The 24,952-nt window shown below is 70.8% G+C and carries 26 protein-coding genes; 14 read left to right on the top strand and 12 right to left on the bottom strand.

The genetic code is table 11. The annotated features are described in order from the left end of the window. Positions 1 to 195 precede the first annotated feature (195 nt). Complete coding sequence (locus tag ACIBBB_RS24805) at positions 196 to 1,650, bottom strand: PAS domain S-box protein (RefSeq protein ID WP_398985492.1); 1,455 nt, start codon at positions 1,648 to 1,650, stop codon at positions 196 to 198. Positions 1,651 to 2,016: 366 nt separating this feature from the next. Then, complete coding sequence (gene pdxH / locus ACIBBB_RS24800; RefSeq protein WP_398985490.1) at positions 2,017 to 2,691, bottom strand: pyridoxamine 5'-phosphate oxidase; 675 nt, start codon at positions 2,689 to 2,691, stop codon at positions 2,017 to 2,019. 221 nt (positions 2,692 to 2,912) lie between these two features. Between pdxH and ACIBBB_RS24795 the strand changes: the two genes are divergently transcribed. Further along, entirely contained in the window at positions 2,913 to 4,013 is a 1,101-nt protein-coding gene (locus ACIBBB_RS24795; RefSeq protein WP_398985488.1) for a citrate synthase 2, read from the top strand. 112 nt (positions 4,014 to 4,125) lie between these two features. Here the strand turns inward: ACIBBB_RS24795 and ACIBBB_RS24790 are convergent, their stop codons facing one another. Beyond that, positions 4,126 to 4,713, bottom strand: a complete 588-nt coding sequence (locus ACIBBB_RS24790; RefSeq protein WP_398985486.1) for a TetR/AcrR family transcriptional regulator — start codon at positions 4,711 to 4,713, stop codon at positions 4,126 to 4,128. Beyond that, positions 4,701 to 5,435: an enoyl-CoA hydratase family protein gene (locus ACIBBB_RS24785; RefSeq protein WP_398985484.1), complete on the bottom strand. Its 735-nt coding sequence runs from the start codon at positions 5,433 to 5,435 to the stop codon at positions 4,701 to 4,703. The genes ACIBBB_RS24790 and ACIBBB_RS24785 overlap by 13 nt, the downstream gene beginning before the upstream one ends. Before the next feature lie 310 nt (positions 5,436 to 5,745). Here ACIBBB_RS24785 and ACIBBB_RS24780 point away from each other — a divergent pair, with 310 nt between their 5' ends. After that, positions 5,746 to 6,096, top strand: a complete 351-nt coding sequence (locus ACIBBB_RS24780; protein ID WP_398985482.1) for a hypothetical protein — start codon at positions 5,746 to 5,748, stop codon at positions 6,094 to 6,096. Then, positions 6,093 to 6,494: a hypothetical protein gene (locus ACIBBB_RS24775; RefSeq protein ID WP_398985480.1), complete on the top strand. Its 402-nt coding sequence runs from the start codon at positions 6,093 to 6,095 to the stop codon at positions 6,492 to 6,494. The genes ACIBBB_RS24780 and ACIBBB_RS24775 overlap by 4 nt, the downstream gene beginning before the upstream one ends. A 4-nt stretch (positions 6,495 to 6,498) precedes the next feature. Here the strand turns inward: ACIBBB_RS24775 and ACIBBB_RS24770 are convergent, their stop codons facing one another. Together ACIBBB_RS24770 and ACIBBB_RS24765 are read right to left on the bottom strand one after the other, a co-directional pair. Then, on the bottom strand, positions 6,499 to 6,708 hold the full coding sequence (locus ACIBBB_RS24770; protein WP_398985478.1) for a DUF397 domain-containing protein: 210 nt from the start codon (positions 6,706 to 6,708) through the stop codon (positions 6,499 to 6,501). Then, positions 6,690 to 7,532 (bottom strand): helix-turn-helix domain-containing protein, encoded by an 843-nt coding sequence (locus ACIBBB_RS24765; protein ID WP_398985476.1) that lies wholly within the window; start codon positions 7,530 to 7,532, stop codon positions 6,690 to 6,692. Before ACIBBB_RS24765 ends, ACIBBB_RS24770 begins: the two co-directional genes overlap by 19 nt. Positions 7,533 to 7,834: 302 nt before the next feature. Between ACIBBB_RS24765 and ACIBBB_RS24760 the strand changes: the two genes are divergently transcribed. The 11 genes from ACIBBB_RS24760 (at position 7,835) to ACIBBB_RS24710 (ending at position 15,773) form a co-directional block, all read left to right on the top strand. Next, positions 7,835 to 9,355, top strand: a complete 1,521-nt coding sequence (locus ACIBBB_RS24760) for a radical SAM protein (RefSeq protein WP_398985474.1) — start codon at positions 7,835 to 7,837, stop codon at positions 9,353 to 9,355. Continuing rightward, positions 9,339 to 10,049 (top strand): hypothetical protein, encoded by a 711-nt coding sequence (locus tag ACIBBB_RS24755; RefSeq protein ID WP_398985472.1) that lies wholly within the window; start codon positions 9,339 to 9,341, stop codon positions 10,047 to 10,049. The genes ACIBBB_RS24760 and ACIBBB_RS24755 overlap by 17 nt, the downstream gene beginning before the upstream one ends. Further along, positions 10,046 to 10,870 carry a hypothetical protein gene (locus ACIBBB_RS24750; RefSeq protein ID WP_398985470.1) on the top strand — a complete coding sequence of 275 codons (825 nt, stop codon included), beginning with the start codon at positions 10,046 to 10,048 and terminating at the stop codon, positions 10,868 to 10,870. The genes ACIBBB_RS24755 and ACIBBB_RS24750 overlap by 4 nt, the downstream gene beginning before the upstream one ends. A gap of 16 nt (positions 10,871 to 10,886) precedes the next feature. After that, complete coding sequence (locus ACIBBB_RS24745; protein WP_398985468.1) at positions 10,887 to 11,705, top strand: PfkB family carbohydrate kinase; 819 nt, start codon at positions 10,887 to 10,889, stop codon at positions 11,703 to 11,705. A 24-nt stretch (positions 11,706 to 11,729) separates the two neighbouring features. Further along, on the top strand, positions 11,730 to 12,704 hold the full coding sequence (locus ACIBBB_RS24740; RefSeq protein ID WP_398985466.1) for a nucleoside 2-deoxyribosyltransferase: 975 nt from the start codon (positions 11,730 to 11,732) through the stop codon (positions 12,702 to 12,704). Next, positions 12,701 to 13,201, top strand: coding sequence for a hypothetical protein (locus tag ACIBBB_RS24735; RefSeq protein WP_398985464.1), 501 nt, complete (start codon positions 12,701 to 12,703; stop codon positions 13,199 to 13,201). The genes ACIBBB_RS24740 and ACIBBB_RS24735 overlap by 4 nt, the downstream gene beginning before the upstream one ends. 80 nt (positions 13,202 to 13,281) lie before the next feature. Further along, positions 13,282 to 13,587 carry a MazG nucleotide pyrophosphohydrolase domain-containing protein gene (locus tag ACIBBB_RS24730; RefSeq protein ID WP_398985462.1) on the top strand — a complete coding sequence of 102 codons (306 nt, stop codon included), beginning with the start codon at positions 13,282 to 13,284 and terminating at the stop codon, positions 13,585 to 13,587. A gap of 262 nt (positions 13,588 to 13,849) precedes the next feature. Then, positions 13,850 to 14,122: a hypothetical protein gene (locus ACIBBB_RS24725; protein WP_398985600.1), complete on the top strand. Its 273-nt coding sequence runs from the start codon at positions 13,850 to 13,852 to the stop codon at positions 14,120 to 14,122. 62 nt (positions 14,123 to 14,184) lie between these two features. Further along, positions 14,185 to 14,394: a hypothetical protein gene (locus tag ACIBBB_RS24720; protein ID WP_398985460.1), complete on the top strand. Its 210-nt coding sequence runs from the start codon at positions 14,185 to 14,187 to the stop codon at positions 14,392 to 14,394. Positions 14,395 to 14,403: 9 nt separating this feature from the next. Continuing rightward, positions 14,404 to 15,240, top strand: a complete 837-nt coding sequence (locus ACIBBB_RS24715; RefSeq protein ID WP_398985459.1) for an AAA family ATPase — start codon at positions 14,404 to 14,406, stop codon at positions 15,238 to 15,240. 29 nt (positions 15,241 to 15,269) lie between these two features. Then, positions 15,270 to 15,773, top strand: a complete 504-nt coding sequence (locus ACIBBB_RS24710) for a hypothetical protein (RefSeq protein WP_398985457.1) — start codon at positions 15,270 to 15,272, stop codon at positions 15,771 to 15,773. A gap of 32 nt (positions 15,774 to 15,805) precedes the next feature. On the opposite strand, the gene ACIBBB_RS24705 is transcribed toward ACIBBB_RS24710, so the two are convergent. The 6 genes from ACIBBB_RS24705 to ACIBBB_RS24680 are packed head-to-tail and all read right to left on the bottom strand — an operon-like array spanning position 15,806 to position 24,900. Then, complete coding sequence (locus tag ACIBBB_RS24705; protein ID WP_398985455.1) at positions 15,806 to 17,404, bottom strand: 4-coumarate--CoA ligase family protein; 1,599 nt, start codon at positions 17,402 to 17,404, stop codon at positions 15,806 to 15,808. A 43-nt stretch (positions 17,405 to 17,447) separates the two neighbouring features. Further along, positions 17,448 to 18,596 carry an acyl-CoA dehydrogenase family protein gene (locus tag ACIBBB_RS24700; protein WP_398985453.1) on the bottom strand — a complete coding sequence of 383 codons (1,149 nt, stop codon included), beginning with the start codon at positions 18,594 to 18,596 and terminating at the stop codon, positions 17,448 to 17,450. After that, entirely contained in the window at positions 18,593 to 20,683 is a 2,091-nt protein-coding gene (locus ACIBBB_RS24695) for an acetyl/propionyl/methylcrotonyl-CoA carboxylase subunit alpha (RefSeq protein ID WP_398985451.1), read from the bottom strand. Before ACIBBB_RS24695 ends, ACIBBB_RS24700 begins: the two co-directional genes overlap by 4 nt. 34 nt (positions 20,684 to 20,717) lie before the next feature. Then, complete coding sequence (locus ACIBBB_RS24690; protein ID WP_398985449.1) at positions 20,718 to 22,322, bottom strand: acyl-CoA carboxylase subunit beta; 1,605 nt, start codon at positions 22,320 to 22,322, stop codon at positions 20,718 to 20,720. Continuing rightward, a complete protein-coding gene (locus tag ACIBBB_RS24685) occupies positions 22,319 to 24,106 on the bottom strand; it encodes an acyclic terpene utilization AtuA family protein (protein ID WP_398985447.1) in 1,788 nt (595 codons plus the stop codon). Before ACIBBB_RS24685 ends, ACIBBB_RS24690 begins: the two co-directional genes overlap by 4 nt. A gap of 2 nt (positions 24,107 to 24,108) precedes the next feature. After that, positions 24,109 to 24,900: a TIGR03084 family metal-binding protein gene (locus ACIBBB_RS24680; RefSeq protein WP_398985445.1), complete on the bottom strand. Its 792-nt coding sequence runs from the start codon at positions 24,898 to 24,900 to the stop codon at positions 24,109 to 24,111. Positions 24,901 to 24,952: the final 52 nt, after the last annotated feature.

Raw genomic sequence — 24,952 nt, 5'->3', positions numbered from 1 at the left:
GCCTCGGGCGGTACGCCCGGCGGCCGAGCACCCCGCTCGCGGACGTCACGCGTGCCCGCCGGCCACACGCCCGGCTCGCGGCCAGCAGGCGCTCGCCTCGGGCCGGGCGGGCGTCGGGCGATCCGCACCGCCACCGGCGCGGTACGCCCCCGGGGTCCGCTGCCCGCAGAACGGGCGCGGCCCCGGCTCGCGACGTCAGGCGCCTGGTGGGTTCTCCGGATGGAGCTGGGCCAGGAGGTCCAGGGAGGCCGCCATCCGGGCCGTTACGTCCTCCGCGTACACCGCGTCCTGGCGTTCGAACGACGGACGGGTGGCGCCCCGCAGGAAAGTGACCACGCCCAGCGTCCTGCCCCGGCTCCGCAGCACCGTGCAGAGCGCGTGCACGGAGTCGGGGGGCCACTGGCGGGAGACCGACCAGGTCGGGGTCGTCGACGCACCCGTGGGCGCGCTCGCGCGCACCGAGCCCGTGCGGGCCACCGCCTGGAGGGCCGGGTGCCCCTCCCGGTACCGCACGGGTATCCCGCCGGCCGCGACCGGCAGACAGGGCCCCGCCGAACCGCCAGGCGTCGCCGCCACCCGTACGAGCCGGGTCGGCGGCACGTCGCCGGTCGAGGTGGCGCTGTACGGCGCGACCGGGGCCGGCCCGCCCAGGACCAGATCGATCAGCGCGTGGTCGGCGAAGCCCACGAGCGCGAAGTCCAGGCAGACCCTCGCCGCCTCCATCGGGTCCTCGCACTCGCCCGCGGCCCGCCCCGCGCGGTGCAGCTGGCTGGTGCGGAAGCGCAGCTTGTCCGCCTCCTGCGACGCGAGCCTCGCCTCCGTGACGTCCTGGAAGAGCCAGCCCACCCCCAGCGGCACCGGCTCCTCGGCGAGCGGGGAGGCCAGCCGGACGAAGCCACTGCGCCAGCACCGCCGCCGCTCGCTCCCGTCCTGCGCGCGCAGCGTCACCCACAGCTCCGCGAGCGAGCGCGGCGCGCCCTCCGCCAGTACGTGGTGGAGCGCGCCCTCCAGTTCCTCGACCCCCTGTACGACGGTCTCGCCCAGGGGCCGCCCGAGCAGCGCCGTACGGCCCGAGCCGAGCGCCCGCGCGGCATGCCCGTTCACGACGGTCGGGCGCAGATCCACGTCGACCAGGACCACGCCCCACAGCGCGTCGTCGAACAGCGCCTCGCTGAGCGCGATGGACCGCTCCAGATCGATCTGCGCGTGCACCTCGCTGAAGGCGCAGTACACCCCGGCGGGCCTGCCGTCCGCCCCGCGTACACCGGCCGACTGTGTCCGTACGAGCACCCGGCTGCCGTCCTTGCGCAGCAGCGCGAACTCGTGCACCACCCGTCCCGGCACGCCCATCGCCGACATCAGGCGCCCGTGCACCTCGTCCGCGTCGGCACTGCGCACGGCCCAGCCGGCGAATCCGCGCCGGCCGACGGCCTCGTCGGCGGACCAGCCGAGTATCCGCTCGGCCTCGCGGTTCCAGTGGGTGATGACGCCGTCGGCGTCGAACGCGCAGAGCGCCGCGTCCATCCCGTCGAGCAGCGCGGCGAGCAGATCCGCACCGGGCCCGCCGTCCGCGCCCTCCACCTCGGCCGCGCCGGATTCCGGTCCGTCGGAGCCGGGCGGGCGAGTGGTCTCACTCCGGGAAGCACTCATCCCTGGCACCCCCTGCCGCCTGCTCGGTCATACCTACGATCATTCAACTCCAGGGTGACCCAGCACACACCTTGTTCGCCGAAATCGTTGTGCGGTGGAAATCCAAATAATCACTTGTGGGGCGCGGGACGACTTCCTAGGGTGGTGAGCACACTAGAAGGGAGGTGGTTCGGAAGTGATTTCAATCCGGACAAGTGAGGTGGCTGCGGGCTGACGCCCGTCGTCGCACACGTGCGGTGCCGGTGAACCACCGGCCCAATCCAAGCAGTCACCCGACCCGCGTGCTCGCCGGTAAGTCCGGCCGGCTCCTCCCCGGAGGAACCTGAGCACGCGGGTCGTCTGCGTTCCCGCCCCCGACCGGGACCCTTACGGGCAGAGCCTCTCCACCCGCCAGCCGCCGTCCTCCGCCACGTACCGCAGTCGGTCGTGCAGCCGGTTCTCGTGCCCCTGCCAGAACTCGACCGTCTCCGGGACGACCCGTATGCCGCCCCAGTACGGCGGCACCGGGACCGCCTCGCCCGCCGGGTAGCGGGCGGCCAGGTCCTCGTACCGCTCCAGCAGCTCCGCGCGCGAGCCGACCGGCGAGGACTGTTCGCTCGCCCAGGCACCGAGCTGGGAGCCGTGCGGGCGGGTGCGGAAGTACGCCGCCGTCTCCGCGCGGCCGACACGGGACGCCGTACCGGTCACGACGACCTGGCGGCCCAGCGCGTGCCAGGGGAAGAGGATGCCGACGTGAGCGTTCGCGTCGATCTCCCGGCCCTTGCGGGACCCGTAGTTCGTGAAGAAGACGAAGCCGCGCCCGTCGTAGGCCTTGAGCAGCACGGTGCGGGACGAGGGGCGGCCGTCGGGGGTCGCGGTGGAGACGACCATCGCGTTGGGCTCGTGCAGACCGCAGGCCACCGCGTCCTTGAACCAGCTCGCGAACTGGTCCATCGGTTCGGCGGCGAGGTCGGTCTCCAGGAAGGCGGCCGCGCGGTACTGCTCGCGCATCACGGCGGGGTCGGGGGTCTCGGCGGACGGAGTGTGAGGCACGCGACCCATACTCCCGCAATGCCGGAGCCGTGGCATGGTTGATTCGATGTCCGTGCTGGGCAGGACGGTGATAACGGATGACCGTTCCGGACCGCGAGTCGTACGAGAACGACCGCGGATCCGTATCGGCGCCGACAACTTCTGACATCGGATCCGCGGGCCGTAGGCCGTCAGCCGTCGTCCGGTTCAGCCGACCGCTTCCGCGTCAGTCACACCAGAGGAGCCGCCTGATGTCCGATTTCGTACCCGGGCTTGAGGGAGTCGTCGCTTTCGAGACGGAGATCGCAGAACCGGACAAGGAGGGCGGTGCCCTCCGCTACCGGGGCGTCGACATCGAGGATCTCGTCGGCCGCGTCTCCTACGGGAACGTGTGGGGCCTGCTCGTCGACGGCGCCTTCAACCCCGGGCTGCCGCCCGCCGAGCCCTTCCCCATCCCCGTCCACTCCGGCGACATCCGCGTCGACGTGCAGTCGGCGCTCGCGATGCTCGCCCCCGTCTGGGGCCTCAAACCGCTCCTCGACACCGATGAGCGCACGGCCCGCGACGACCTGGCGCGGGCCGCGGTCATGGCCCTGTCGTACGTGGCGCAGTCGGCGCGCGGGCAGGGCGTGCCGATGGTGCCGCAGAGCGAGATCGACAAGGCGGAGTCCGTCGTCGAGCGCTTCATGATCCGCTGGCGCGGGGAGCCCGACCCCCGGCACGTGAAGGCGGTCGACGCGTACTGGACGTCGGCGGCCGAGCACGGCATGAACGCGTCGACGTTCACCGCCCGAGTCATCGCCTCGACCGGCGCGGACGTCGCCGCGGCCCTCTCGGGAGCCGTCGGCGCCATGTCCGGGCCGCTGCACGGCGGTGCCCCGTCGCGCGTCCTCGGCATGATCGAGGAGATCGAGCGGATGGGCGACGCGACGGCCTATGTGAAGAAGGCGCTCGACAAGGGCGAGCGGCTGATGGGCTTCGGCCACCGCGTGTACCGGGCGGAGGACCCGCGCGCCCGTGTGCTGCGGCGTACGGCGAAGGAGCTGGACGCACCGCGGTTCGAGGTCGCCGAGGCACTGGAGAAGGCGGCGCTGGAGGAGCTGCACACGCGCCGTCCGGACCGGGTGCTGGCGACGAACGTGGAGTTCTGGGCGGCGATCATGCTGGACTTCGCGGAGGTGCCCGCGAACATGTTCACGTCGATGTTCACGTGCGCGCGTACGGCGGGCTGGGCGGCGCACATCCTGGAGCAGAAGCGGACGGGGCGGCTGGTACGGCCGTCGGCGCGGTACGTGGGCCCGGGCCCGCGCGACCCGCGCGAGATCGAGGGCTACGACGACATCGCGTCCTGACGGACACGCTCTTCGGCCGCCGGACGGGTCCCGGACCCGTCCGGCGGCCGGGGACGCCGCACGGACCGGCACGGGCCCCCACGCCGCACGGACCGGCACGGGCCCCTGCCCGTCAGCTGAGCGCCGAGTCCACGATGCTCGCCCACTGCGCCACCACGCGCTTCCGCCGCCGCGTGTCGTCCGTCAGCAGCGTGGCGAGGCCCAGCCCCCGTGCCATGTCCAGCAGCCCCTGGATCGTCTCGCGCACACCCGGCACCGACTCGTCCGCGCCCAGCAGTTCGACGGTCATCCGGTGCGCCTCGCGCCCCACGCGCCCTTCGAGTTCGGTGACGCGGGCCCTCAGCTGCTCCTCGTTGGAAGCGGCGACCCACAGATGCAGCGCGGCCCGGAACAGCGGGCCGGTGTAGAGGGCCACGACCTCCTCGACCACCTCGCGGCGGCGGCCCGGCCCGGTCGGCGCGAGGCCGCGCAGGGCGCTGGTGCGTTCCTCGGCGACGTACTCGACAGCCGCCGTGAACAGGTCCTCGCGGGTGGGGAAGTGATGCTGCGCCGCGCCGCGCGACACCCCGGCGCGCTCGGCGACGACCGAGACGGTCGAGCCGGCCCAGCCGTGTTCGGCGAGGCAGGCCACGGCGGCCTCCAGCAGCCGCCGGCGGGTGACACGGCTGCGGTCCTGCTTGGGCGCGGCTACCGAACCCATGCCGCGTCCCGCTTCTCGATGAACGCCGCCATGCCCTCGCGGGCCTCGGCCGTGGCGAAGAGCGACGCGGAGCGCTGTACGAGATCCTCCGCGTACTGCTCGAAGGTCTCCAGCACCCGCGCGTTGAGCAGCTTCTTCGATTCGGCGAGGCCCTGCGGGGAGCCTCTTCGCAGGGCGTCGAGAAGCGGGACGAGCGCGGTGTCCACGTCGTCGGCGGTCTCGGTGATCAGCCCGTCGGTCAGGGCCTCGGCCGCGCCGAAGGTCTCGCCGGTGAGGTAGTGACGGGCGGCGGCGCGCGGCGCCATGCGGGGCAGCAGGGGCATCGAGATGACGGCGGGCGCGACGCCGATCCGTACCTCCGTGAAGGCGAAGTCCGAGTCGCTGGACGCGACGACGATGTCGCAGGCCCCGAGCAGCCCCAGGCCACCGGCCCGCACATGGCCGGTGACACGGGCGACGACGGGCTTCGGGTGCGCGACTATCTGCCGCATGAGCGCGACAAAGGTGTACGGGTTCGGCGGCTCCTTCAGATCGGCGCCCGCGCAGAAGGTGGTCCCGGTGTGGCTGAGCACCACGGCCCGTACGGACGGGTTCTTGGCGCACGCGTCGAGCCCGTCGGCCAACTCGTCGACGAGCCGCGCCGACAGGGCGTTGCGCTTCGCCGGCGCGTCCATGGTCAAGGTGGTGATACCGCGCTCGTGCGCGGTCGCGACCAGCGTCACGTGGTCTCCGTCTCCCTTTCTCGGTCCGGATGCGAAGGCTCAGAGAGTGACAGCGCGCGCCGTATCAATCAAGCGCGCCCTGGATACTCGCCGTGCTTCAGGACCGCGACGAACGCGCCCCAGGCGCTCTACAGGACCGGGCATCGTTCCCTCAGCTGGGACGGCACATTTACGGCACTTCGGAGGCACGAGTGGACCCAGTCCTGGCCGAACACCGTAACCCCATCGGCGACGACGGCCACCAGCCCAACCGGCCCGTCCCACCGCCACAACCGACACCGCCGCCTCCGGCGGACAAGAAGTAGGCGCGGTGAGCGCGGCAGCGGTGCCGGTTGCCCGCAACGACCAGCTCCTTGCCGAGGTCGCCCAACTTGTCGGGCCGTTGCCGCCCGCTCTCGACCGCGCTGTGCGCGCGGTCCCGCGGCATCTGTTTCTCCCGGCTCTCATCTGGCTGCGCGACGGGGAGGGCGGGTATCGGCCGTGCGACCGGGCCACCACCCCGGACGAATGGTTGAGCGCGGCCTACAGGGACGAGCCGCTGGTCACCCAGTTCACCGACGGACTGCCGACGTCGTCCGCGTCGATGCCCTCCGTGGTACTCCGCATGCTCGCTCTGGCCGAGCTGGACCGGGAATCGGCAGGGCGCCGCCCGGAGACATGACGTCCTCGGCCCTGTCCCCGCGGGCCGTCGCCGGAGGGGATCTGAACGCGGAGTTCCACGTCGGCCTCGCCGTTCCAGGGGCCTACTTCGGCTGGGACACCAGCGGCGATCACGCTCCCACGCGTCTTGACGTGGCCGACGACACCGGACCGTCCTGGGCCACGGTCGACTACGACGGCCACCATGCCGACCGCTTTACCGTCACCCAGGCAGGTCCCCGGCGCCTGTGGGACGAGATCACCGCCGCGCACGCCCGCTGGCAGAGCCTTGGCCGCCCGAGCGTCGACCGGTACGGGCTCACGGCGACTGCCGACGGAGGCCACACGGCGTGGGTGGAGGGGACGGACGGCACCCGCGAACCAGTCTCACCGGCCGGCGGGCCCGCCTCGTACATCTGACGCGTCAGGCGCCCAAGGTCCCGACCTTCACGGCCGAGACAAACGAAGCCCAGCGGGACACGCCGAACGCCAGCACCGGGCCGTGCGGATTCTTGCTGTCACGTACGGGGACGACGGGGGCGAGGTCGTCGGAGACCTCGACGCAGGCGCCGCCGTCCGGGTTGCTGTGACTGCTCTTGCGCCACGTGATAGCGCTCAGGTCCTCGTGCTGCACGACGCTTCCTCCAACATGCGCAGGATGAACTTCCGCGAGTCAGGCGGGGACTTAGCCCGGTCGCGCACCACATCGTAGGCACGCTGCAATCGCTCAACCCTAGGGTTTTCCTCGATGAGTTCGCCCCAGTAGGCGTTCTCCGTGTACGCAACGGCACGCCCCTCCGGCAAGCGCAAGAACCAGACATCGGTACTCACCAAACCGTGCGGTCCCGCACACTGCGGGAGCACTTGCACAGTCACATCCCCCTGCTCCCCCACCTCGCGCAAATGCTCCAACTGCCGCCGCCACTGCCCCACATCCCGCAACGGCGTCCGCAGCACCGCCTCCGACAGGATCGTGCGGAACGGCGGCGCCGTGTCACCCTCCAGCAACTCCCGCCGCCCCATCCGCGCTTCAACCTGCTGGTCCAGCTCCTCCCCCTTGAGGCCACCGGCCGCGAGCAGTTCCCGCGCGTACCCCGGAGTCTGCAAAAGCCCCGGCAGCACACTCACCGCGAAGTGCCACAGGCTCGTCGCCTCCGCCTCCAGCGCCATGTAGCGCCGATAGCCCTCGCGGAACTGCGACTTGTCGCTCACCGCCAGTTCCCACAGCGCGAGCAGCAACCCCGGTGTCCCGTAATACGTGTCGAGCGCCTGGACGACCTCCGGGCCGCCCAGCGTCTCGCCCTTCTCCATCTTGCCGAACAACGACCAGTCCCAGCCCAGCCGTTCACCGAGCTGACGCAGGCTCTCACCCCGCGCGGTGCGCAATGAGCGCAGTTCCTCGGCGAACCGCGCGCGGGGTTCCCTGCTGCGGCCGGTGACCACTCGTCTCGTCGGCATGGCGCTGCCCTCCGTGGAAGGTGTGGAATTTGCGCGGCCCGCACAGGAAGCACCGCACACCGGCGGTTGGACCAGGGGCTTTCGTGGGCTCTTGTTCGTAACAAGCCCTTCACGCACGGTAGTTCACCCCGTGCGGACCAAGTGGTGAAACCGCGCAACAACCGACCAAATGAAGTCCCGTCGCCCTCTCCTCCAGAGCTCCGCCCGGACTGAGACTGGAAGGGCTACGGGCCGACGGCCCTTTCAGGCGGGGAGGCCGCCGGAAACGTCACCAACGCCTTCAGCCCCGGAGGGATAACACCATGCAGCCATTAGTGATCTTGGACTGCTTCACCGTCGAGCCGAGCGGTCTCGGCGTTCCGCCATACCTGTCGACGTACGTCCGGAACGCCTGGTCGGCGCTCCGGCGTGCGCGCCCGGAGGCGGACGTGCGGTATCTGACCGTCGACGACGTCCGCTGGTGCCTGGCAGGCGGCAAGCCCGCCGTCGAGCCGCCCCAGAGCGATCCGTTGACCTACTCGACCACTGCCAATCGCGACAGTGCCATTCAGCTCCTGCGTGATGCCGAGATCGTGATTGTCGTAGCCGGAGACGCAGTCCCGTCCGTCCATCTGCACGCCGTCAACGGATCGTTGAAGGACATCGCTCGCGCGCTCGCCTGTACGCGAGGTCGTCGGTATCTCCTCGGCCCGCTGTCCACCTACGCCCTGGCCACTCCCGCGGAATACGCCGGTCTGTTCGACGCCGTCCACACCCACACAGTGACGTCCGGCGACCTGCTGGTCGGCAGTCGACGCCCGGCCGACTACGCACAGATGCGGCGCGACCGCGACTCGTTCACGGGGCTCGTCGAGCAGATGCCCTGGCGCCCGATCGCCGAGCTGGAGTTGTACCGCGGCTGCACCCGCCGCAAGTTCTGCGACTTCTGCAACGAACCGGCGAAGTCGCCCCTCGTCGCGTTCCGCGACGTCGACGACGTCGTCGCCGAGACCGTCCAGCTCTACGCGGCCGGTGTCCGGAACTTCCGTCTCGGCCAGCAGACCTGCTTCTTCTCGTACCGCGATCGGGACGAGGAAGCGATCCGTGCTCTGCTCGCCGGTATCCGTGAGCGCTGCCCCGAGTTGGAGGTGCTCCACATCGACAACGCAGACCCCCTCTCTGTCGCAGCGCCCGTGGGCTTTCGGATCGCGAAACTGGTCGCGGAGTACTGCACCGAGGGCAACTGCGCGCCGATGGGCATCGAGAGCTTTGATCCGGCGGTCATCAAGCGGAACACGCTCACCTGCACACCTGAGATCCTGATGCGTGCGGTCGAGAACGTGAACGAGGCGGGCACCGAGCGCGGGCCCGGCGGTCTGCCGAAGCTCCTTCCGGGCCTGAACCTGATCTACGGTCTGCCCGGCGAGACCCACGGCACCCACGTGGCGAATCTCCGGGGCCTGGCCGGGATTCTCGATGCCGGCCTGCTGTGCCACCGCACGAACGTACGCCTGGCGAGGGCCTTCCCGGGCACCCCGCTGGCCGCGCTCGGCGAGTTGGATCCGTTGCCATCGGCTGAGCACTTCCCATCGTGGAAGGCAGACATCGACTTCACCTGGGACCGGCCGATGAAAGAGCGGGTCTACCCGACCGGTCTGCGCGTGCCCGGTCTCCACTCCTACTTCATCGGCAGGGGCGGCACCTGGTGGCGGCGGCTTGGCTCGTACTCGATCCAGATCGTCGAACGCGATACGGCAATTCCACTCGGTACCACCGGTGACCTGGTGATCACTGACCATGCGCCGCGCATGATCTACGGAGAACGTGTTGCCGCCGCTGCCTGACGGTGCGCTCGCGAGGCTGGCGGCCCTGGACACGGCGGCGCACCGCACTGTCCGTGTAGGACTTCTGCTGCCCTGGGCAAACGTCGCCGTGGAGACCGAGTTGCCCCGTCTCGGCCTGCGCCACACTGTCTTCCACCATGCGCGGCTCGTACCCGCGTCCAGGACGACGGCGGTCGACCCCTCGTTCTGGCACGGGCTGCGTGGGGCTTCGGCGTCTGCCCTGGACTCGTTGTCGCATGTTTCGCTCGACGCGGTGGTTCTGGCGTGCACATCGGCGGGCTTCATCAACGGCCCGCCGCTGCCGAGCGGCGTGGTAACCGCCTTCGACGCTCTTCTGCGAGCTCTCACCGAGGCAGCCGTGAGGCGCGTCGTGCTGGCCACGCCCTACCCCGGTCCGGTGACCGAGGCGGAAGGCGTGGCACTCGCCGAGTCCGGGTTCGACGTTCTGGCTCATGTGAGCCTGGGTCTGTACGACGGATATCCCAAGGTCACGGCGGACCGGATCCTTGGTCTGGTGGAACAGCTACCGAAGGCGGCGGTCGGGTCCGCCGAGGCGGTAGTTCTGTCGTGCACCGGGTGGCACACCCTGCTGGTGATCACCGAGCTGGAGCAGAGACTCGGGAAGCCGGTGTTCTCGTCCAATGTCGCCATCGCACTTCTGGCTGCCCGCGCCTGTGCTGGAGTTGGCCCATGACGACCCAACGTACGAAGGCGACCGCGCTTGAGGTCCGTCGCGTTCACCGGCTGGTCGCTCACGCCGCCGGCCTGCCGGATGTGAGGGCGGAGGTCGAAGCCAACCACGACGAGAACCGGTGGTGGCCGACAGCGATCAGCGACCCGCGGGTGCGCATGCTCGCCGCCGGCTGGTCAACACGGGTCTCCTATCGGATGGTGGAGACGTATGCGCGAGTGATCGCCTCGGCGAACACCGAGGGCTTCGACAGTCTCGCCACCGCCTCGGACGCCGAACTCGCCGCCCTCGTCAGACCCATCGGCCTGCCCCAGGCACGGATCGACTACCTGCGGTCCCTCGCCGAGCTCCTCCAGAACTGGGACAAAGAGGGCACTGACCCGACCGCCGAGACGGCTGCCTGTGACAGCCTCGTGGCGGACTTCGCAGGACGCGTGCGGGGGGCGTCGTACAAGGTGGCGCAGTGTGCTCTGCTCACCGCGCGCGGGTATCACTGCGGAATCATCCCGGTGGACTCCGGCATGGTCAGCAAGCTGGCGCCGGCGCTGGGCATCGCCCTCCCGTCCGGCGCCGTCGCACACGAGCGCATGCGCCACATCCTTGAGGCCGCCGTGCACGCCCGCTCTGCCGAGTTCCACTCGCTGGCCGCTCAGCACCGGTACCGCGTCACCATTCCCGGCGGGGTGGAACCCACCTGGTGGGCGCACCTCGTCCTGATCTACTTCAAACGGCTCTATCTCAACGGGCCGGCCCCGCAGCTCTGTCGTCGGCGGCCGGTCTGCACCAAGGTCGTCGGCTGCCCGCACCCTTCTCATCGCGCTTGACCCATCGGGGGAAACCGTGAAACGGCTCGACGTGATCGGCAACATCAGCCGGGACGTGACCCACTACCCCGATCACCGGGGTGGGGCACGGCTCGGCGGTGCTGCACTGCTCCTGTCGATGGCGGTGACAAGAGCCGGCTCCCGGGCCGCACCTGTCTGCGTGCTCGGCGGCGATCTCGCCCATCTTCCACAGGCCCCGGGGTTCGACACGATCGACTGGTCCGCCCTCGCCCAGGCCGACGGGGCGTCGACCACCTTCGACCTGCGGTACGACCTGCAGGGCGATCTAGTGGCTGTTCACCCCGACTATGGCGTGGCCGAGGGGCTGACCGCGCACGCGCTCCGGCACACGGATCGGCACCCTCGCGGCCCCTACCACGTGTGCTGCCGCCGCCCGCTTGATGTGGGGGCGGTCCTGGGCCAACTTGTCCGGAACGGGGCCGCCTTCAGCTTGGACTTCTTTCTGCCGAGTGCGGAGGCGATGATCCGCGCCGCCGGGCGCTGGTTGCCGATGGCGAGCACGCTGTTCGTCAACGCGGCTGAGTACTGGCTCCTGGAGCAGATGGTCGACTCCCGCACTCTCCCAGAGGTGGTCGTCACCGACGGTCCGCGGGCCGCCGTGGTGCGGCACTTCGGACAGCGGGCCGCCTCCGTCGTTCCCCCGGCGCACCCACCGCGCGAGGTCTCCGGTGCTGGAGACACCTTGGCCGGGACCTTCCTGGCGCTCCGCTCGCAGGGTGCGACGACCTCCCGGGCGCTTGCAGAAGCGACAGCGGCCGCAACTCGATACGTCGCGGCCCCGGCTCTTCCGATTCCCGTGCCTCGCCGCGCCTGACAACCGATTTGGGGGCCCTGTCCGGTGTCTGTCTACATAGCCCACCGGCTCTTTGCCGCGCACGACCGCGCTCTCGCCGCCGACCTCGCCGAGCGAATCGCGGCGGAGATCGGTCCCGAGCGGGTCTTCCTGCCGTTCTGCGACACCGACGAGGAGGGCCTGATCGCCGAGGTCAAGGGGCGACGGCTGTTCGAGCTGGACCGCGAGCGCCTCGGTCACCTCGACGCCATGGTCGCCCTTCTGCACGGCCCAAGTCTCGACGACGGGGTCTGCATGGAGATCGGCTACGCCGCCGCCTCCGGAATCGCGGTAGTCGTCCTCACCACCGACTTCCAGACCTACTCCCTGACCGAGACCGGCCCCCGCCTCGAATTCCCCGACCCTCTCGTTCAGGCCCTGGCCACCCGCATCGTACGTGTCGCCCGGCTCGGAGCCCCGGTCCGGACGTCAGCTCCTGACCATTCCCGGTTCACGGCGTTCCACTTACGCAACACGGCCCAGACCAGCGCAGCCCTCGATGCCGCCGTCGAGGCGCTGCTCGACCTGCCGGATCGCGGCCCCCAGCTTGCGGGGACGCCTGCGGTCGCGGGGACGCCTGCGGTCATCGGGGCATCGGTCTACGTGGAGGCGTCACCGTACACGGCAAGGGGCGGGGATCACCTGGCCAGGGCCTGTGCTGATGCCGGCCACACAGTGGTGGTGCCGCAACGGTTCACGGCCACGGATGCGGTCGCCGGGGCCCTGGCCGACCTGACCGCTGTGTGCTCGGCCGCGCGGCTTCTGGCAGACGTCTCCGGCCCGGAGACGCCACCGGGAGCCGCTCTGCTGATCGGTGCGGCTGCAGCCAGCGGCATACGAATCGCGGCCTACCAACCGCGACCGTCGTTCTCGCACGCCCACGGCAGGGAGCCCAACTGGCGGAATCTCATGGTTCAGTACGCAGTCGAATCCCACCTCGACAACGGCGAGGCCGTCCTGGCCTGGCTGGCGGCGGCATGAACCTCGACGAGATCGCCGGCGACTACCGGACACTGGTCCTCGAAGGCTGCGACGGCGTCGGAAAGAGCACACTCGCCGAGCGCTTGTCGACGCACCACGATTTCGTTGTGGTGCACTCCCCCAGGACGCCGGACAACCTCGACCTGGCCCGTCGCTACAGATCCATCCTCGCCGGGGACGGACGCATTCTCTTCGACCGGTGCTTCATCAGCGAACTCGTCTACGGTCCGCTTCACCGGGGCCGGTCCCGGATCAACTGGAGCCAGGCCATCGATCTCGCCGAGAGCGTGATCGAGCGCTCCGGCGTACTCATCCATCTGACCGCGCCTCCAGCCGTCATCCGCCGACGTCTTCTTTCACGGGACGGCGAGGCTGTCGATCTGGAGGAGGTGTCCGCGCTGACAACCGGCTACGAGCGGGTTTTCTCCACCCTCGCGGACTACACCCGCGTGCTCACCCTCGACACCACGACCCTCGAACTCCCATCGGCAGGGTGACGACCCGACGAAGCCTGCCCACCGTCACACTGCTCCCGCTAGGCTTCGGTAGCACCTGCCGCACCGCCGCCGGAGGAGTCTTGGAGATCGGATCCGCCCAGAAGCTCGCCTGGGAAAACAAGAACGCCAAGGGGTTCAACACCACAGACGTGGCCTTGGAGTTCGGCCTCCTCACCGCCGAGGTCGGCGAAGCCTTCACCGCCTGGCGCAAGGGTCTGCCCGACCTCGGTGAGGAACTGGCCGACGTCTTCCTCTACCTGACGGCGCTGGCTGAGATGAATGGCGTCGACCTCGGATCCGAGGTCGCCCGGAAGATCGAGAAGAACACTCGACGCACCTACGAGCTCAACGAGCACGGGGCGCAGATCCGGACGAGCGAGGGGTAAGCCCTCTGGTTTGCGGCTCCCGATGTGAGTTGCGGTGTGGGGTGAGGTGGGCCGGGGAAACCGGCCCACAGTCGTTTCGCCCACTTCGTGGAAGGTGTGGAAGGTGCTTCGGCTGCCAGGGAAGCACCACCTGTCCTTGGGCTAGGCCGCTCCCTTGGAGGCGCATTCTCGTAAGGAGCCCCTCACGCATGGTGATTCGACCAAGCGCTCCGGGTGGAGAAATCGCGCGAGAACCAGCCGAAGGAAGCCCCCCATGACGTCCATGACTCCCAAGCCGCCCCTCCCCCGCCGCACCCCGCAGCACGTCGCCCCCGACAAGATTCAAGAGGCGGTCGACGCGCGGGACGCGCTGGCAGCGGCGTTGACGAGCGTCGGCATTCAACTGCCCGCGATGGATGTCCGTACCCCGTGGCCGGTCACCGATGACAGCGACGCCGGACGCGCCACCCGCTACGCCCTCATCCATCTCGGCGTCTGCTCCGCACCCGTCGCCCTCGCGCTCGCCGCCGTGATCGTGGACGGGGCCGTGCGGTGACAGACGGTGTCCGAGTCGGGGACACCGTTCACGACACGGTGGCGGACCGCGTCGGAGTCGTCATGGCCCACGAAGGACCGTACGTCCAGCTCCGCCCGCTCGGCGGCGGCCGGGAGTGGGACGCCGATCCCGCGCACGTACGGCCACCGACCCCGGCCGAACTGCTGAGCGCCCGCGTCGCGGACGCCAACGCGCGCAGCCGCACCTGCCTCGGTCTCAGCGCCCCACCAGGAACGTCGCAAACAGACCGGATCGCGGACAGATCAAAGTAGTCTCTGCGCATGCCCGCACGCCTGCTCCGGCTTGAGGCCGAGAACTTCCGCAGCCTACGAGACGTCAGCATTCCGCTCGGCGACCTCACCGTGCTCGTCGGCCCGAACGGTGTTGGCAAGTCGAACGTCCTCCAGGTCTTCAGCTTCCTCGCGGACATCATCCGCACCGATCTCCAGCCGGCACTCGAATCCCGAGGCGGTTTCAAAGAGGTGGCCTTCTGGGGTGGCGAGAAGCCCCCGAGCACGTTGCGCATCGGGCTGACCGCGACCTGGACCACCCACTCGACGGTCAACGCCCCCGACAACTACGAGCTGACCGTCCAAAGCCGAGCACTGCCCGGTGAGGGTCGGCGCGACGGCCGCCGTATCCTGATGCGGCGCGAGAAATTCGTGTTCAAACGCACTCACGGGCGGGGGCGGAGGATCACCGTCTCCGGCCAGAAGGCGACTGTCACGAACACGCAGGGCGACAAGAAGACCGGTCACAGCGACATCGGCATCAGCAAACTGAGCAGCGGCCTGTCGACCCTGCCCCGGCTCGCCAAGACGGAGGGGGGCGCAGAAGTCACAGCCGTGGCACGACGTCTCTCCTCACTGCGCGTATTCGACGTGGACGTGGCCGCCGCGCGGCGGCCGTCACGGCACCTGATGGGTGACAGCAACGTCCTCGCGTCCGACGCACACAATCTCGCGTACTTCCTGTTCGAACTCAGCGCGGACGAAGAGACGTGGGACCGCCTGCTGGCGGACGCGCGCTCGGTGTTGCCGCAACTGAGCACGATCGGTTTCAGGGTGACCGGAGGCTCCGCCGACGAGATCACGTCCGGGAACTGCGACCCGCTCTGAAGAGCAAGCTCGTCCGTATCTCCGACCCCGTGAGGCTGAAGACGGCCACCGGGGACAACCTCACCAAGCGCATAGCCACGATCGTCAACAAGGCGAAGGGCCGCGCCGTCCGGGACCGCGCCCGCCTGTCGGGAATCATCGTCCACGAAGACCTCGACGCGCCCACCGGACCGGGGTACGCGGCTGTCCGAAGCCGTCTTGCCGACGCGCTGGCGAAGCACAGCCCCTGCGGCACGGTGCTCGCCCTCGCCGCCGAGGAGACGGAAGCCTGGCTGCTCCTCTTTCCGGATGCCTTTCCCACCGTCCACTCCGGTTGGAGCGTCCCCTCACGATTACGGGGGAAGAACACCGGCACGATCAAGAATCCCAAGGAATTACTCCGGAGCAGGCTCGGAACTCCCCTCTACCGGGAGACCGAAGGCCCGGACATCATGGGTGAAGCGCAGCGAGCAGGACTCATCGCCAATCCGGTGGGGGGCAATCGGTCGTACACCGACTTCGTGACGGATCTGGGAAACCTCGCTGCCGACTGACTCTCCACGGCGCCCGACAACCCCGTGGGCCGTCACGCCGTCTCCGTCTGACTCTCGCGCTCCTCGCGTGCCCTCAGTTCCCGCCTGAGGATCTTGCCGGACGCCGCCCGCGGGACGCCCCCGATGAACTCGACGCGGCGGACCTTCTTGTGCGGGGCCACGTGTTCCGCGACGTACGACATGACGTCCGCCTCCGTCAGTCCCGCCGCCCCGGACTGGCGGACGATGTACGCCTTGGGGATCTCGTTCCCGTCCTCGTCCTGGACCCCGATGACCGCCGCGTCGGCTATGGATTCGTGGGCCAGCAGCAGTGCTTCGAGGTCGGCCGGGGCGACCTGGAAGCCCTTGTACTTGATGAGTTCCTTCACCCGGTCGACCACGAACAGCCAGCCGTCGGCGTCGACCCGGCCGATGTCGCCGGTGTGGACCCAGCCGTCGGTGTCGATCATGTGGGCGGTCTCCTCGGGCCGGCCGAGGTAGCCCTTCATGACCTGCGGGCCCCGGATGAGGACTTCGCCGTCGGTGCCGACGGGGGCGTCCTTGCCGGGGTCGTCGAGGGAGACGACGCGCATCTCCGTGCTGGGCAGGAGCTTGCCCACGGCGCCGGCGGGCGGGTTCTCGGCGTCGAGCGGGACCACGTGCGTGCCCGGTGACAGCTCGGTCATGCCGTACGCCTGGCGGACGGGCGGCAGCCGCAGCCGGGCCGAACAGGCCGCGGCGAGGCGGGCGTCGAGGGGCGCGGCGGCGCTGACGATGTAGTCGAGGGAGGAGAGGTCGTAGCGGCCGACGGCCGGGTGCTTGGCGAGCGCGAGGACGATCGGCGGTGCGACGTACAGGCCGTTGATCCGGTGCGTCTCGATCGCGCCGAGGAACTGTTCGAGTTCGAAGCGCGGCAGCACGACGACGGTCGCACCCTTCCGCAGCGGCGCGTTCATCAGGGCGGTGAGGCCGTAGATGTGGAAGAACGGGAGCACCGCGAGGATGCGGTCGCCGGGGCGCATGGGCATGACGGGGTCGAGCTGCGCGAGGTTCGTGGCGATCGAGCGGTGCGTCAGCATGACGCCCTTGGGGGAGGCGGTGGTGCCGGAGGAGTACGGGAGGGCGGCGATGTCCTCGGCGGGGTCGATGGCGACGTCGACCGCCGAGTCTGTCTCGGTGGCGATCATGTCCAGGATCGAACGGTGGCCCGGCGCCCGGTCGCAGACGAAGATCTCCTCGATGCCGCCCACCAACTCGGCCGATCTGCGGGCGACTTCGAGCAGCGGCGAGACCGTGACGATCCACCGGGCCGAGGAGTCCCGGAGCTGCTTCGCGAACTCCTCGGCGGTGGACAGCGGATGGACGGTGGTGACGGAGGCCCCGGCGCGGGTGGCTCCGTAGAACGCGACCGGATACGCGACGGTGTTGGGGCTGTGCAGGGCCAGTACGTCGCCCTCGCGCAGACCGGCCTCCCGCAGCCCGGCGGCGGTACGGCGGTGGAAGAGGTCCAGTTGGGCATAGGTGACAGTGGTGCCGTTCGTACCGTCCACGAGAGCGACGGCCTCACCGAACTCGGCGGCGCGGCCGAGCACCGCGTCGTGGATCGGCAGGTCGACCGTTGCGACATCCGCGTATTCGCTGTGAAAGATCATGACGACGACCCCTTCGACGCGTGGACGGACAGAATGGCCTGTCTCAGTACGACTTGGGGAGACCCAGGGACTGGTGGGATATGTAGTTCAGGATCATTTCGCGGCTGACGGGCGCGATACGGGCCACGCGTGAGGCCGTGATGAGGGACGCCAGACCGTACTCACGGGTCAGGCCGTTGCCGCCGAGGGTGTGTACGGCCTGGTCCACGGCGCGTACGCAGGCCTCCCCCGCCGCGTACTTGGCCATGTTGGCGGCCTCGCCCGCGCCGGCGTCGTCGCCCGCGTCGTAGAGGTGCGCGGCCTTGCGCGTCATCAGGCGGGCGAGTTCGATCTCGATGTGCGACTGGGCGAGCGGGTGCGCGATGGCCTGGTGGGCGCCGATGGGCTGTTTCCAGACCGTGCGGGTCTTGGCGTAGTCGACGGCCTTGTCGATCGCGTGGCGGGCCATGCCGAGGGCGAAGGCGGCGGTCATGACACGTTCGGGGTTGAGGCCGGCGAAGAGCTGGAGGAGCCCGGCATCCTCGTCGCCGACGAGGGCATCGGCGGGCAGGCGTACGTCGTCCAGTACGAGCTCGAACTGCTTCTCCACGGCCTGGAGTTCCATGTCGATCTGCGTGCGGTGGAAGCCGGGGGCGTCGCGCGGGACGATGAAGAGGCAGGGCTTGAGGGAGCCGGTTCGCGCGTCCTCGGTGCGGCCGACGATGAGGGTGGCGTCGGTGATGTCGACGCCGGAGACGAAGACTTTGCGGCCGGTGAGTATCCAGCCGCCGTCCGCCCCGTCCCCGTTGTCCGCCCTGCGCGCCGTGGTGGTGATGCGGTGCGAGTTGGATCCGGCGTCGGGTTCGGTGATGCCGAAGGCCATGGTGCGGGAGCCGTCGGCGAGCCCGGGGAGCCACTCGCGCTTCTGCTCCTCGGTGCCGAAGCGGGCGATGACGGTGCCGCAGATGGCGGGCGACACGACCATGAGGAGCAGGGGGCAGCCTGCTGCGCCCAACTCTTCGAGGACGATGGAGAGTTCGGCGAGGCCGCCGCCTCCGCCGCCGTACTCCTCGGGGAGGTTGACGCCGAGATAGCCGAGCTTGCCGGCCTCGCTCCACAGGGTGTCGCGGTCGAACCCGCGGCCGTGGCGGCGGCCGAGGGCCGCGACGGCGGCGCGGAGGTCCTGGTGTTCCTGCGTTTCGACGATGCTCATGCGGATGTGTCCTCCTGGGCGGTGTCCGGTGCGGTGTCCGGTGCGGAAGCGGGAGTGACCACGGCGAGGAGCGCGCCCACCTCGACCTGGCTGCCGGGGGTCGCGTGGAGCGCGGTGAGCGTGCCGGAGGCGGGAGAGGTGATGCGGTGTTCCATCTTCATCGCTTCCAGCCAGACGAGCGGCTGCCCGGCGGTCACGGCACTGCCCTCGCCGATCCCGTCCGCGATCCGTACGACGGTGCCGGGCATGGGCGCGAGCAGCGAACCGGGCGCGGGGGCGGTGCGGGGGTCGGTGAAGCGGGGGTGCGCGAGGAGGCGGTACGAGACGGTGGGGCCGTCGACATAGACGTGGTCGCCGCCGTGGTCGCCGCCGTACTCGGCGATGTCGAAGTGGCGCAGGACGCCGTCGACTTCGAGCGTGACGCGGTGAGGTGCGACGGCGACCGCGCGTACGGCGTCGTCCTCGACGCGGAACCCGTCGCGGGTGCGGTGGTAGCGGACCTCGTGGTCGCCGTACGACTTGGTCTGCGGCTGGGACGGGAGATTCCGCCAGCCCCCGAGGCGGTGGCCGCGCCGGGCGGCATCGGCGAGGGCGGCGGCGAGGGCGGCGTGCCGGGCATTCCGGTCCTCGGCCTCCGGTGCGGTGAGCGCGCCGAGGTGCCGCTCGTAGAACCCGGTGTCGACGCGCCCGGCGGCGAAGTCCGGGTGCCGCAGCGACCGTACGAGCAACTCCCGGTTGGTGACGGGCCCGTGCACCCGCGCCCGGCGGAGCGCATCGCCCAGCAGCCGGACGGCCTCGGCCCGGGTGGGCGCCCAGGCGACGACCTTGGCGAGCATGGAGTCGTAATGCACCCCGACGCGATCGCCCGGCCCGTACCCGGCGTCGACACGGATGCGGGGTCGGTCGCCGTGACCCGGGTGGTGGTCACCCCCAGCGGCGCCCCCGCCCGGCAGGCCGTCGCCGTCCCCGCCTGGGAACACGTCACCGCCCGCGTGGGCGGACCCCGCGCCGGCCCCGCCACCCGAACCCCCCACCCCCCGCACCATCAGCTCATGAATCCGCCCCGGCTGCGGCGCCCACCCCTGCGCCGGGTCCTCCGCGTAGAGGCGGGCCTCCACCGCGTGGCCCCGCGTCGGCGGGGGGCTCTCGGGGAGCTTCGCCCCCTCGGACAGGGCGAGTTGGAGCGCCACCAGGTCCACGCCGAACACCTCCTCCGTCACCGGGTGTTCGACCTGGAGGCGGGTGTTCATCTCCAGGAAGTACGCGCGGCCCGCCGGCGAGATCAGGAACTCGACCGTGCCCGCGCCCCGGTACTCCACCGCGCGCGCCGCCGCGACCGCCGCGTCCGTGAGGGTCGCGCGCAGCTCGGCGGGCAGGCCGGGGGCCGGAGACTCCTCGATCACCTTCTGGTGCCGCCGTTGCAGCGAGCAGTCGCGCGTGCCCAGCGCCCACACGGTGGCGTGGGCGTCGGCGAGGATCTGGACCTCGACGTGCCGACCCCTTTCCACGTACGGCTCCGCGAAGACCTCGCCGTCTCCGAAAGCCGACCGCGCCTCGGCCGAGGCCGCCGCCAACTCGTCGGCAAAATCCGGCAGTTGACGGACCACGCGCATCCCGCGTCCTCCACCTCCCGCCGCCGCCTTGACCAGCAGGGGCAGGTCCGCCTCCGTCACCGACTCCGCGTCCACCGGCGCGAGGAGGGGGACACCCGCCGCCGCCATCAGCTCCTTCGCCCTCGTCTTGGAGGCCATCGCCTCGATCGCCTCCGGCGGCGGCCCCACCCACACCAGCCCCGCGTCCAGCACGGCCCGCGCGAACTCGGCGTTCTCCGAGAGGAACCCGTAGCCGGGGTGCACCGCGTCCGCGCCCGCCGCGAGCGCCGCCTTCACGATCAGGTCGCCGCGCAGATACGTGTCGGCGGGGGCCGATCCCGGCAGCCGTACCGCTGTGTCCGCCTCCCGTACGTGCAGCGCGTCGGCGTCCGCGTCCGAGAAGACCGCGACCGTGCCGATACCCCGCTCACGGCAGGTCCGGAAGACGCGGCAGGCGATCTCGCCGCGGTTCGCGACCAGAAGATTCGAGATCATCACAGTCCTCATCACCCACATTCGGAGGAATCACTCACATTCGGAAGACGCCGAAGCCGCCCCGTACACCCTCGACCGGCGCCGTGTGGACCGCCGACAGGCACAGGCCGAGCACCGTACGGGTGTCACGCGGGTCGATGACCCCGTCGTCGTAGAGCCGCCCGGACAGGAACACCGGCAGCGACTCCGCCTCGATCTGCGCCTCCACCATCGCGCGGAGCGCCGCGTCGCCGTCCTCGTCGTACGGCCGGCCCTTGGCCGTCGCCGCCGCGCGGGACACGATCGACAGCACACCCGCGAGCTGCTGCGGGCCCATCACCGCCGACTTGGCGCTCGGCCAGGCGAAGAGGAACCGCGGGTCGTAGGCCCGGCCGCACATGCCGTAGTGCCCGGCGCCGTACGACGCGCCCATCAGGACCGACAGATGCGGGACCTTCGAGTTGGCGACCGCGTTGATCATCATCGCGCCGTGCTTGATGATGCCGCCCTGCTCGTACTCCTTGCCGACCATGTAGCCGGTGGTGTTGTGCAGGAAGACCAGCGGGATGTCGCGCTGGTTGGCGAGCTGGATGAACTGCGCGGCCTTCTGCGACTCGGCGCTGAACAGCACCCCCCGCGCGTTGGCCAGCACCCCCACCGGATAGCCGTGCAGCCGCGCCCAGCCGGTCACCAGGCTCGGCCCGTACAGCGGTTTGAACTCGTCGAAGTCCGAGCCGTCGACGATCCGCGCCACCACCTCGCGCGGGTCGAAGGGGATCTTCAGATCGCCGGGGACGATGCCGAGCAGCTCTTCCTCGTCGTACTTCGGCGGCTCTGCGCTCACCGGGTCCGGATCGGCGTACGCCTTGCGGTGGTTGAGGCGCGCGACGATCCGCCGCGCCTGCCGGATCGCGTCGGGCTCGTCCACCGCGAAGTGGTCGGCGAGCCCCGACGTGCGGGCGTGCATCTCCGCGCCGCCGAGCGATTCGTCGTCGCTCTCCTCGCCCGTCGCCATCTTCACGAGCGGCGGTCCGCCGAGGAAGACCTTCGACCGTTCGCTGATCATCACGGTGTGGTCGGACATGCCGGGCACATACGCCCCGCCCGCCGTCGAGTTGCCGAAGACGACCGCGACGGTGGGGATCCCGGCGGCGGACAGCCGCGTCAGGTCGCGGAAGAGCGCGCCGCCGGGGATGAAGATCTCCTTCTGGGAGGGGAGATCGGCGCCGCCGGACTCGACGAGGCTGATGAGCGGCAGCCGGTTCTCCCGCGCGATCTGGTTGGCGCGCAGGGCCTTCTTCAGCGTCCAGGGGTTGGACGCGCCGCCGCGCACGGTCGGGTCGTTGGCGGTGATGACGCACTCGACGCCCTCGACCACGCCGATCCCGGTGACCATGGACGCGCCGACGGGGTATTCGCTGCCCCAGGCGGCGAGCGGGGAGAGTTCCAGGAACGGGGTGTCGGGGTCGACCAGCAGCTCGATCCGCTCGCGGGCGAGGAGCTTTCCGCGTGTACGGTGCCGGGCGACGTACTTCTCGCCGCCGCCGGCCAGCGCCTTGGCGTGCTCGGTGCCGAGTTCGGCGAGCTTGGTGAGCATCTCGGCGCGCTGTGCGGCGTGTTCGGGGGACGCGGGGTCCAACGCCGAGTGGAGCACGGTCACAGCAGAACCTCCGGGATGTCGACGTGCCGGGAGCGCAGCCACTCGCCGAGTGCCTTGGCCTGCGGGTCGAAGCGGGCCTGCGCGGCGACGCCTTCGCCGAGGAGGCCCTGGACGGTGAAGTTGAGCGCGCGCAGGTTCGGCAGAACGTGCCGGGTGACGGGCGAGTCGGCGGTCTCGGGGAGCAGTTGACGGAGACGGTCGGCAGTCAGCTCGTGTGCGAGCCACCGCCAGGCCGCGTCGGTGGTGACCCAGACGCCGACGTTGGCGTCGCCGCCCTTGTCACCGCTGCGGGCGCCGGCCACCAGGCCGAGCGGCGCGCGGCGGGTGGGGCCGACGGGGAGCGGGGGGCCGGGGAGCGGGGGCTCGGGGACCGGCTCAAGTGACCTGGTGCGTACGGGAGTCGGGACCCGTACGCGCGTGCCGTCCGGCAGTACGGCGGTGTGCGGGACTTCGGCCGCCGCCACGTGGGCCGCCTCGAAGACACCGTACGGCGCGCCTTTGCCGGGCGGCGCCGTCACATGGAAGCCGGGGTAACTGCCCAGCGCCAGCTCGACGGCGGCGCCGCTGACCGCCCGGCCGACCGCGTCCGGGTCGCTGTCGCGGACGACGAGCCGCAGCAGCGCGCTCGCGGTCTCCTCGGTGTCGGCGTCCGCCCTGTCGGTGCGGGCCAGTTCCCAACGGACCTCGGCGGGCGGCTTGTTGACGCCCACCGCGCCAGCCGCACCCGGCACACCCGCCGCACCCGCCACGCCTGTCGCCGCGAGCGCGTCGGCGACCTGGTCCCGCACCAGCCGTGCCTTCGCGTCGACGTCGAGGCCGGTCAGGACGAACACGATCTCGTTGCGCCAGCCGCCGATCCGGTTGAGCCCGACCTTGAGCGTGGGGGGTGGCGCCTCGCCGCGTACGCCGGAGATCCTGACCCGGTCGGGGCCTTCCTGGGTGAGCCGTACGGTGTCGAGCCGGGCGGTCACGTCGGGGCCCGCGTACCGGGCTCCGCCGGTCTCGTACAGCAACTGCGCGGTGACGGTGCCGATGTCGACGATCCCGCCGGTGCCGGGGTGCTTGGTGATGACGGCGGAGCCGTCGGCGTGGAGTTCGGCGAGCGGGAAGCCGGGGCGGCGGACGCCGTTCCCGCCGTCGTGCGCGGCGAAGAAGGCGTAGTTGCCGCCGGTGGCCTGGGTGCCGCACTCCAGGACGTGTCCGACGGCGACCGCGCCCGCGAGCGCGTCGAGATCACCGGGCCTGTGGCTGTCCCAGCCGAAGTGGGCGGCGGCGGGGCCGGTGACGAGGGCCGCGTCCGTGACCCGGCCGGTCACCACGACGTCGGCGCCCGCGCGCAGGCACTCGGTGATCCCGGCGCCGCCGAGGTAGGCGTTGGCGGTGAGCACGCCCTCGCCCCAGTCGCGGGCGGTCAGCAGGTCGTCGCCCTCGACGTGCGCGACGCGCACCGGGACGCCGACGCGGTCGGCCAGTTCGCGTACGGCGGCGGCCAGTCCGGCCGGGTTCAGCCCGCCCGCGTTGGCGACGATCTTCACGCCGCGTTCGTGCGCGAGCCCGAGCCCTTCCTCCAACTGCCGCAGGAAGGTCTTGGCGTAGCCGGACGCCGGGTTCTTCAGCCGGTCGCGGCCGAGGATGAGCATGGTCAGCTCGGCGAGGTAGTCGCCGGTGACGACGTCGAGGGGCCCGCCGGTGAGCATCTCGCGCAGCGCGTCGAAGCGGTCGCCGTAGAAGCCGGAGGCGTTGGCGATCCGCAGGACGCCGGGGTCGGGGCGGGTGTCCGGCATCCTCACGCCCCCTTCGCCGGGCGGCCGGGGCCGGCCGGGCCCGCGAAGGCCTGCGCGATGTCCAGCCAGCGGTCGGCCTCCGCGCCCTCGGCCCGTACCGCGAGGTCCGCGCGGTGGGCGCGCTGCGTCACGAGCAGACAGAAGTCGAGGGCGGGCCCGGTGACGCGCCGGCTGGCGTCCTCGGGGCCGTACGTCCACAACTCCCCTCCGGGGCCGGTGAGTTCGACACGGAAGGGGGTGGCGGGCGGCTGCTCGCCGCGTACGAAGTAGGCGTAGTCGCGGGCCCGTACGCCGATCCACGCCACATGCCGCAGCCGCGCTGTCGGCTCGCGCCGTACACCGAGCGCGTCGGCGATGTCCTGGCCGTGCGCCCAGGTCTCCATCAGGCGCGCGGTGGCCATCGACGGCGCGCTCATCGGCGGCCCGTACCAGGGGAAACGCGCACCGGCGGGCAGGGAGCGCAGCGCCTCCTGGAGCCGTTCGCGGCCGTCGCGCCAGCGGGCGAGGAGCCGGCCGGGCGGCAGTACGGCGCCGGCCTCGGCACCCTCGTCCACGAAGGTCTTCGGAGCGCTGAGCGCCTTCGCGGCCTCGTCGGCGAAGGCCTTCTCGTCGGTGACGGCGAGGAGGGTCGCGGTGTCGGTCCAGGCGAGATGGGCGATCTGATGGGCGACGGTCCAGCCCGCCGCAGGGGTCGCGAGCGACCAGTTCGTGTCGTCCAACTCGACGACGAGCCGGTCGAGTTCCTCGCTCTCGCTGCGCAGATCGTCGAGGATGGGCGCGGCAGGGTCGGACACGGGATGCGCTCCGATCGGGCTCTCGGGACACGGCGTCGTACGTGTCCCGGAG

Origin of the sequence: Streptomyces sp. NPDC051217 (genome assembly GCF_044455465.1) — a bacterium.
Classification (GTDB): domain Bacteria; phylum Actinomycetota; class Actinomycetes; order Streptomycetales; family Streptomycetaceae; genus Streptomyces.
This window is presented reverse-complemented; position numbering and strand designations above follow the sequence as displayed.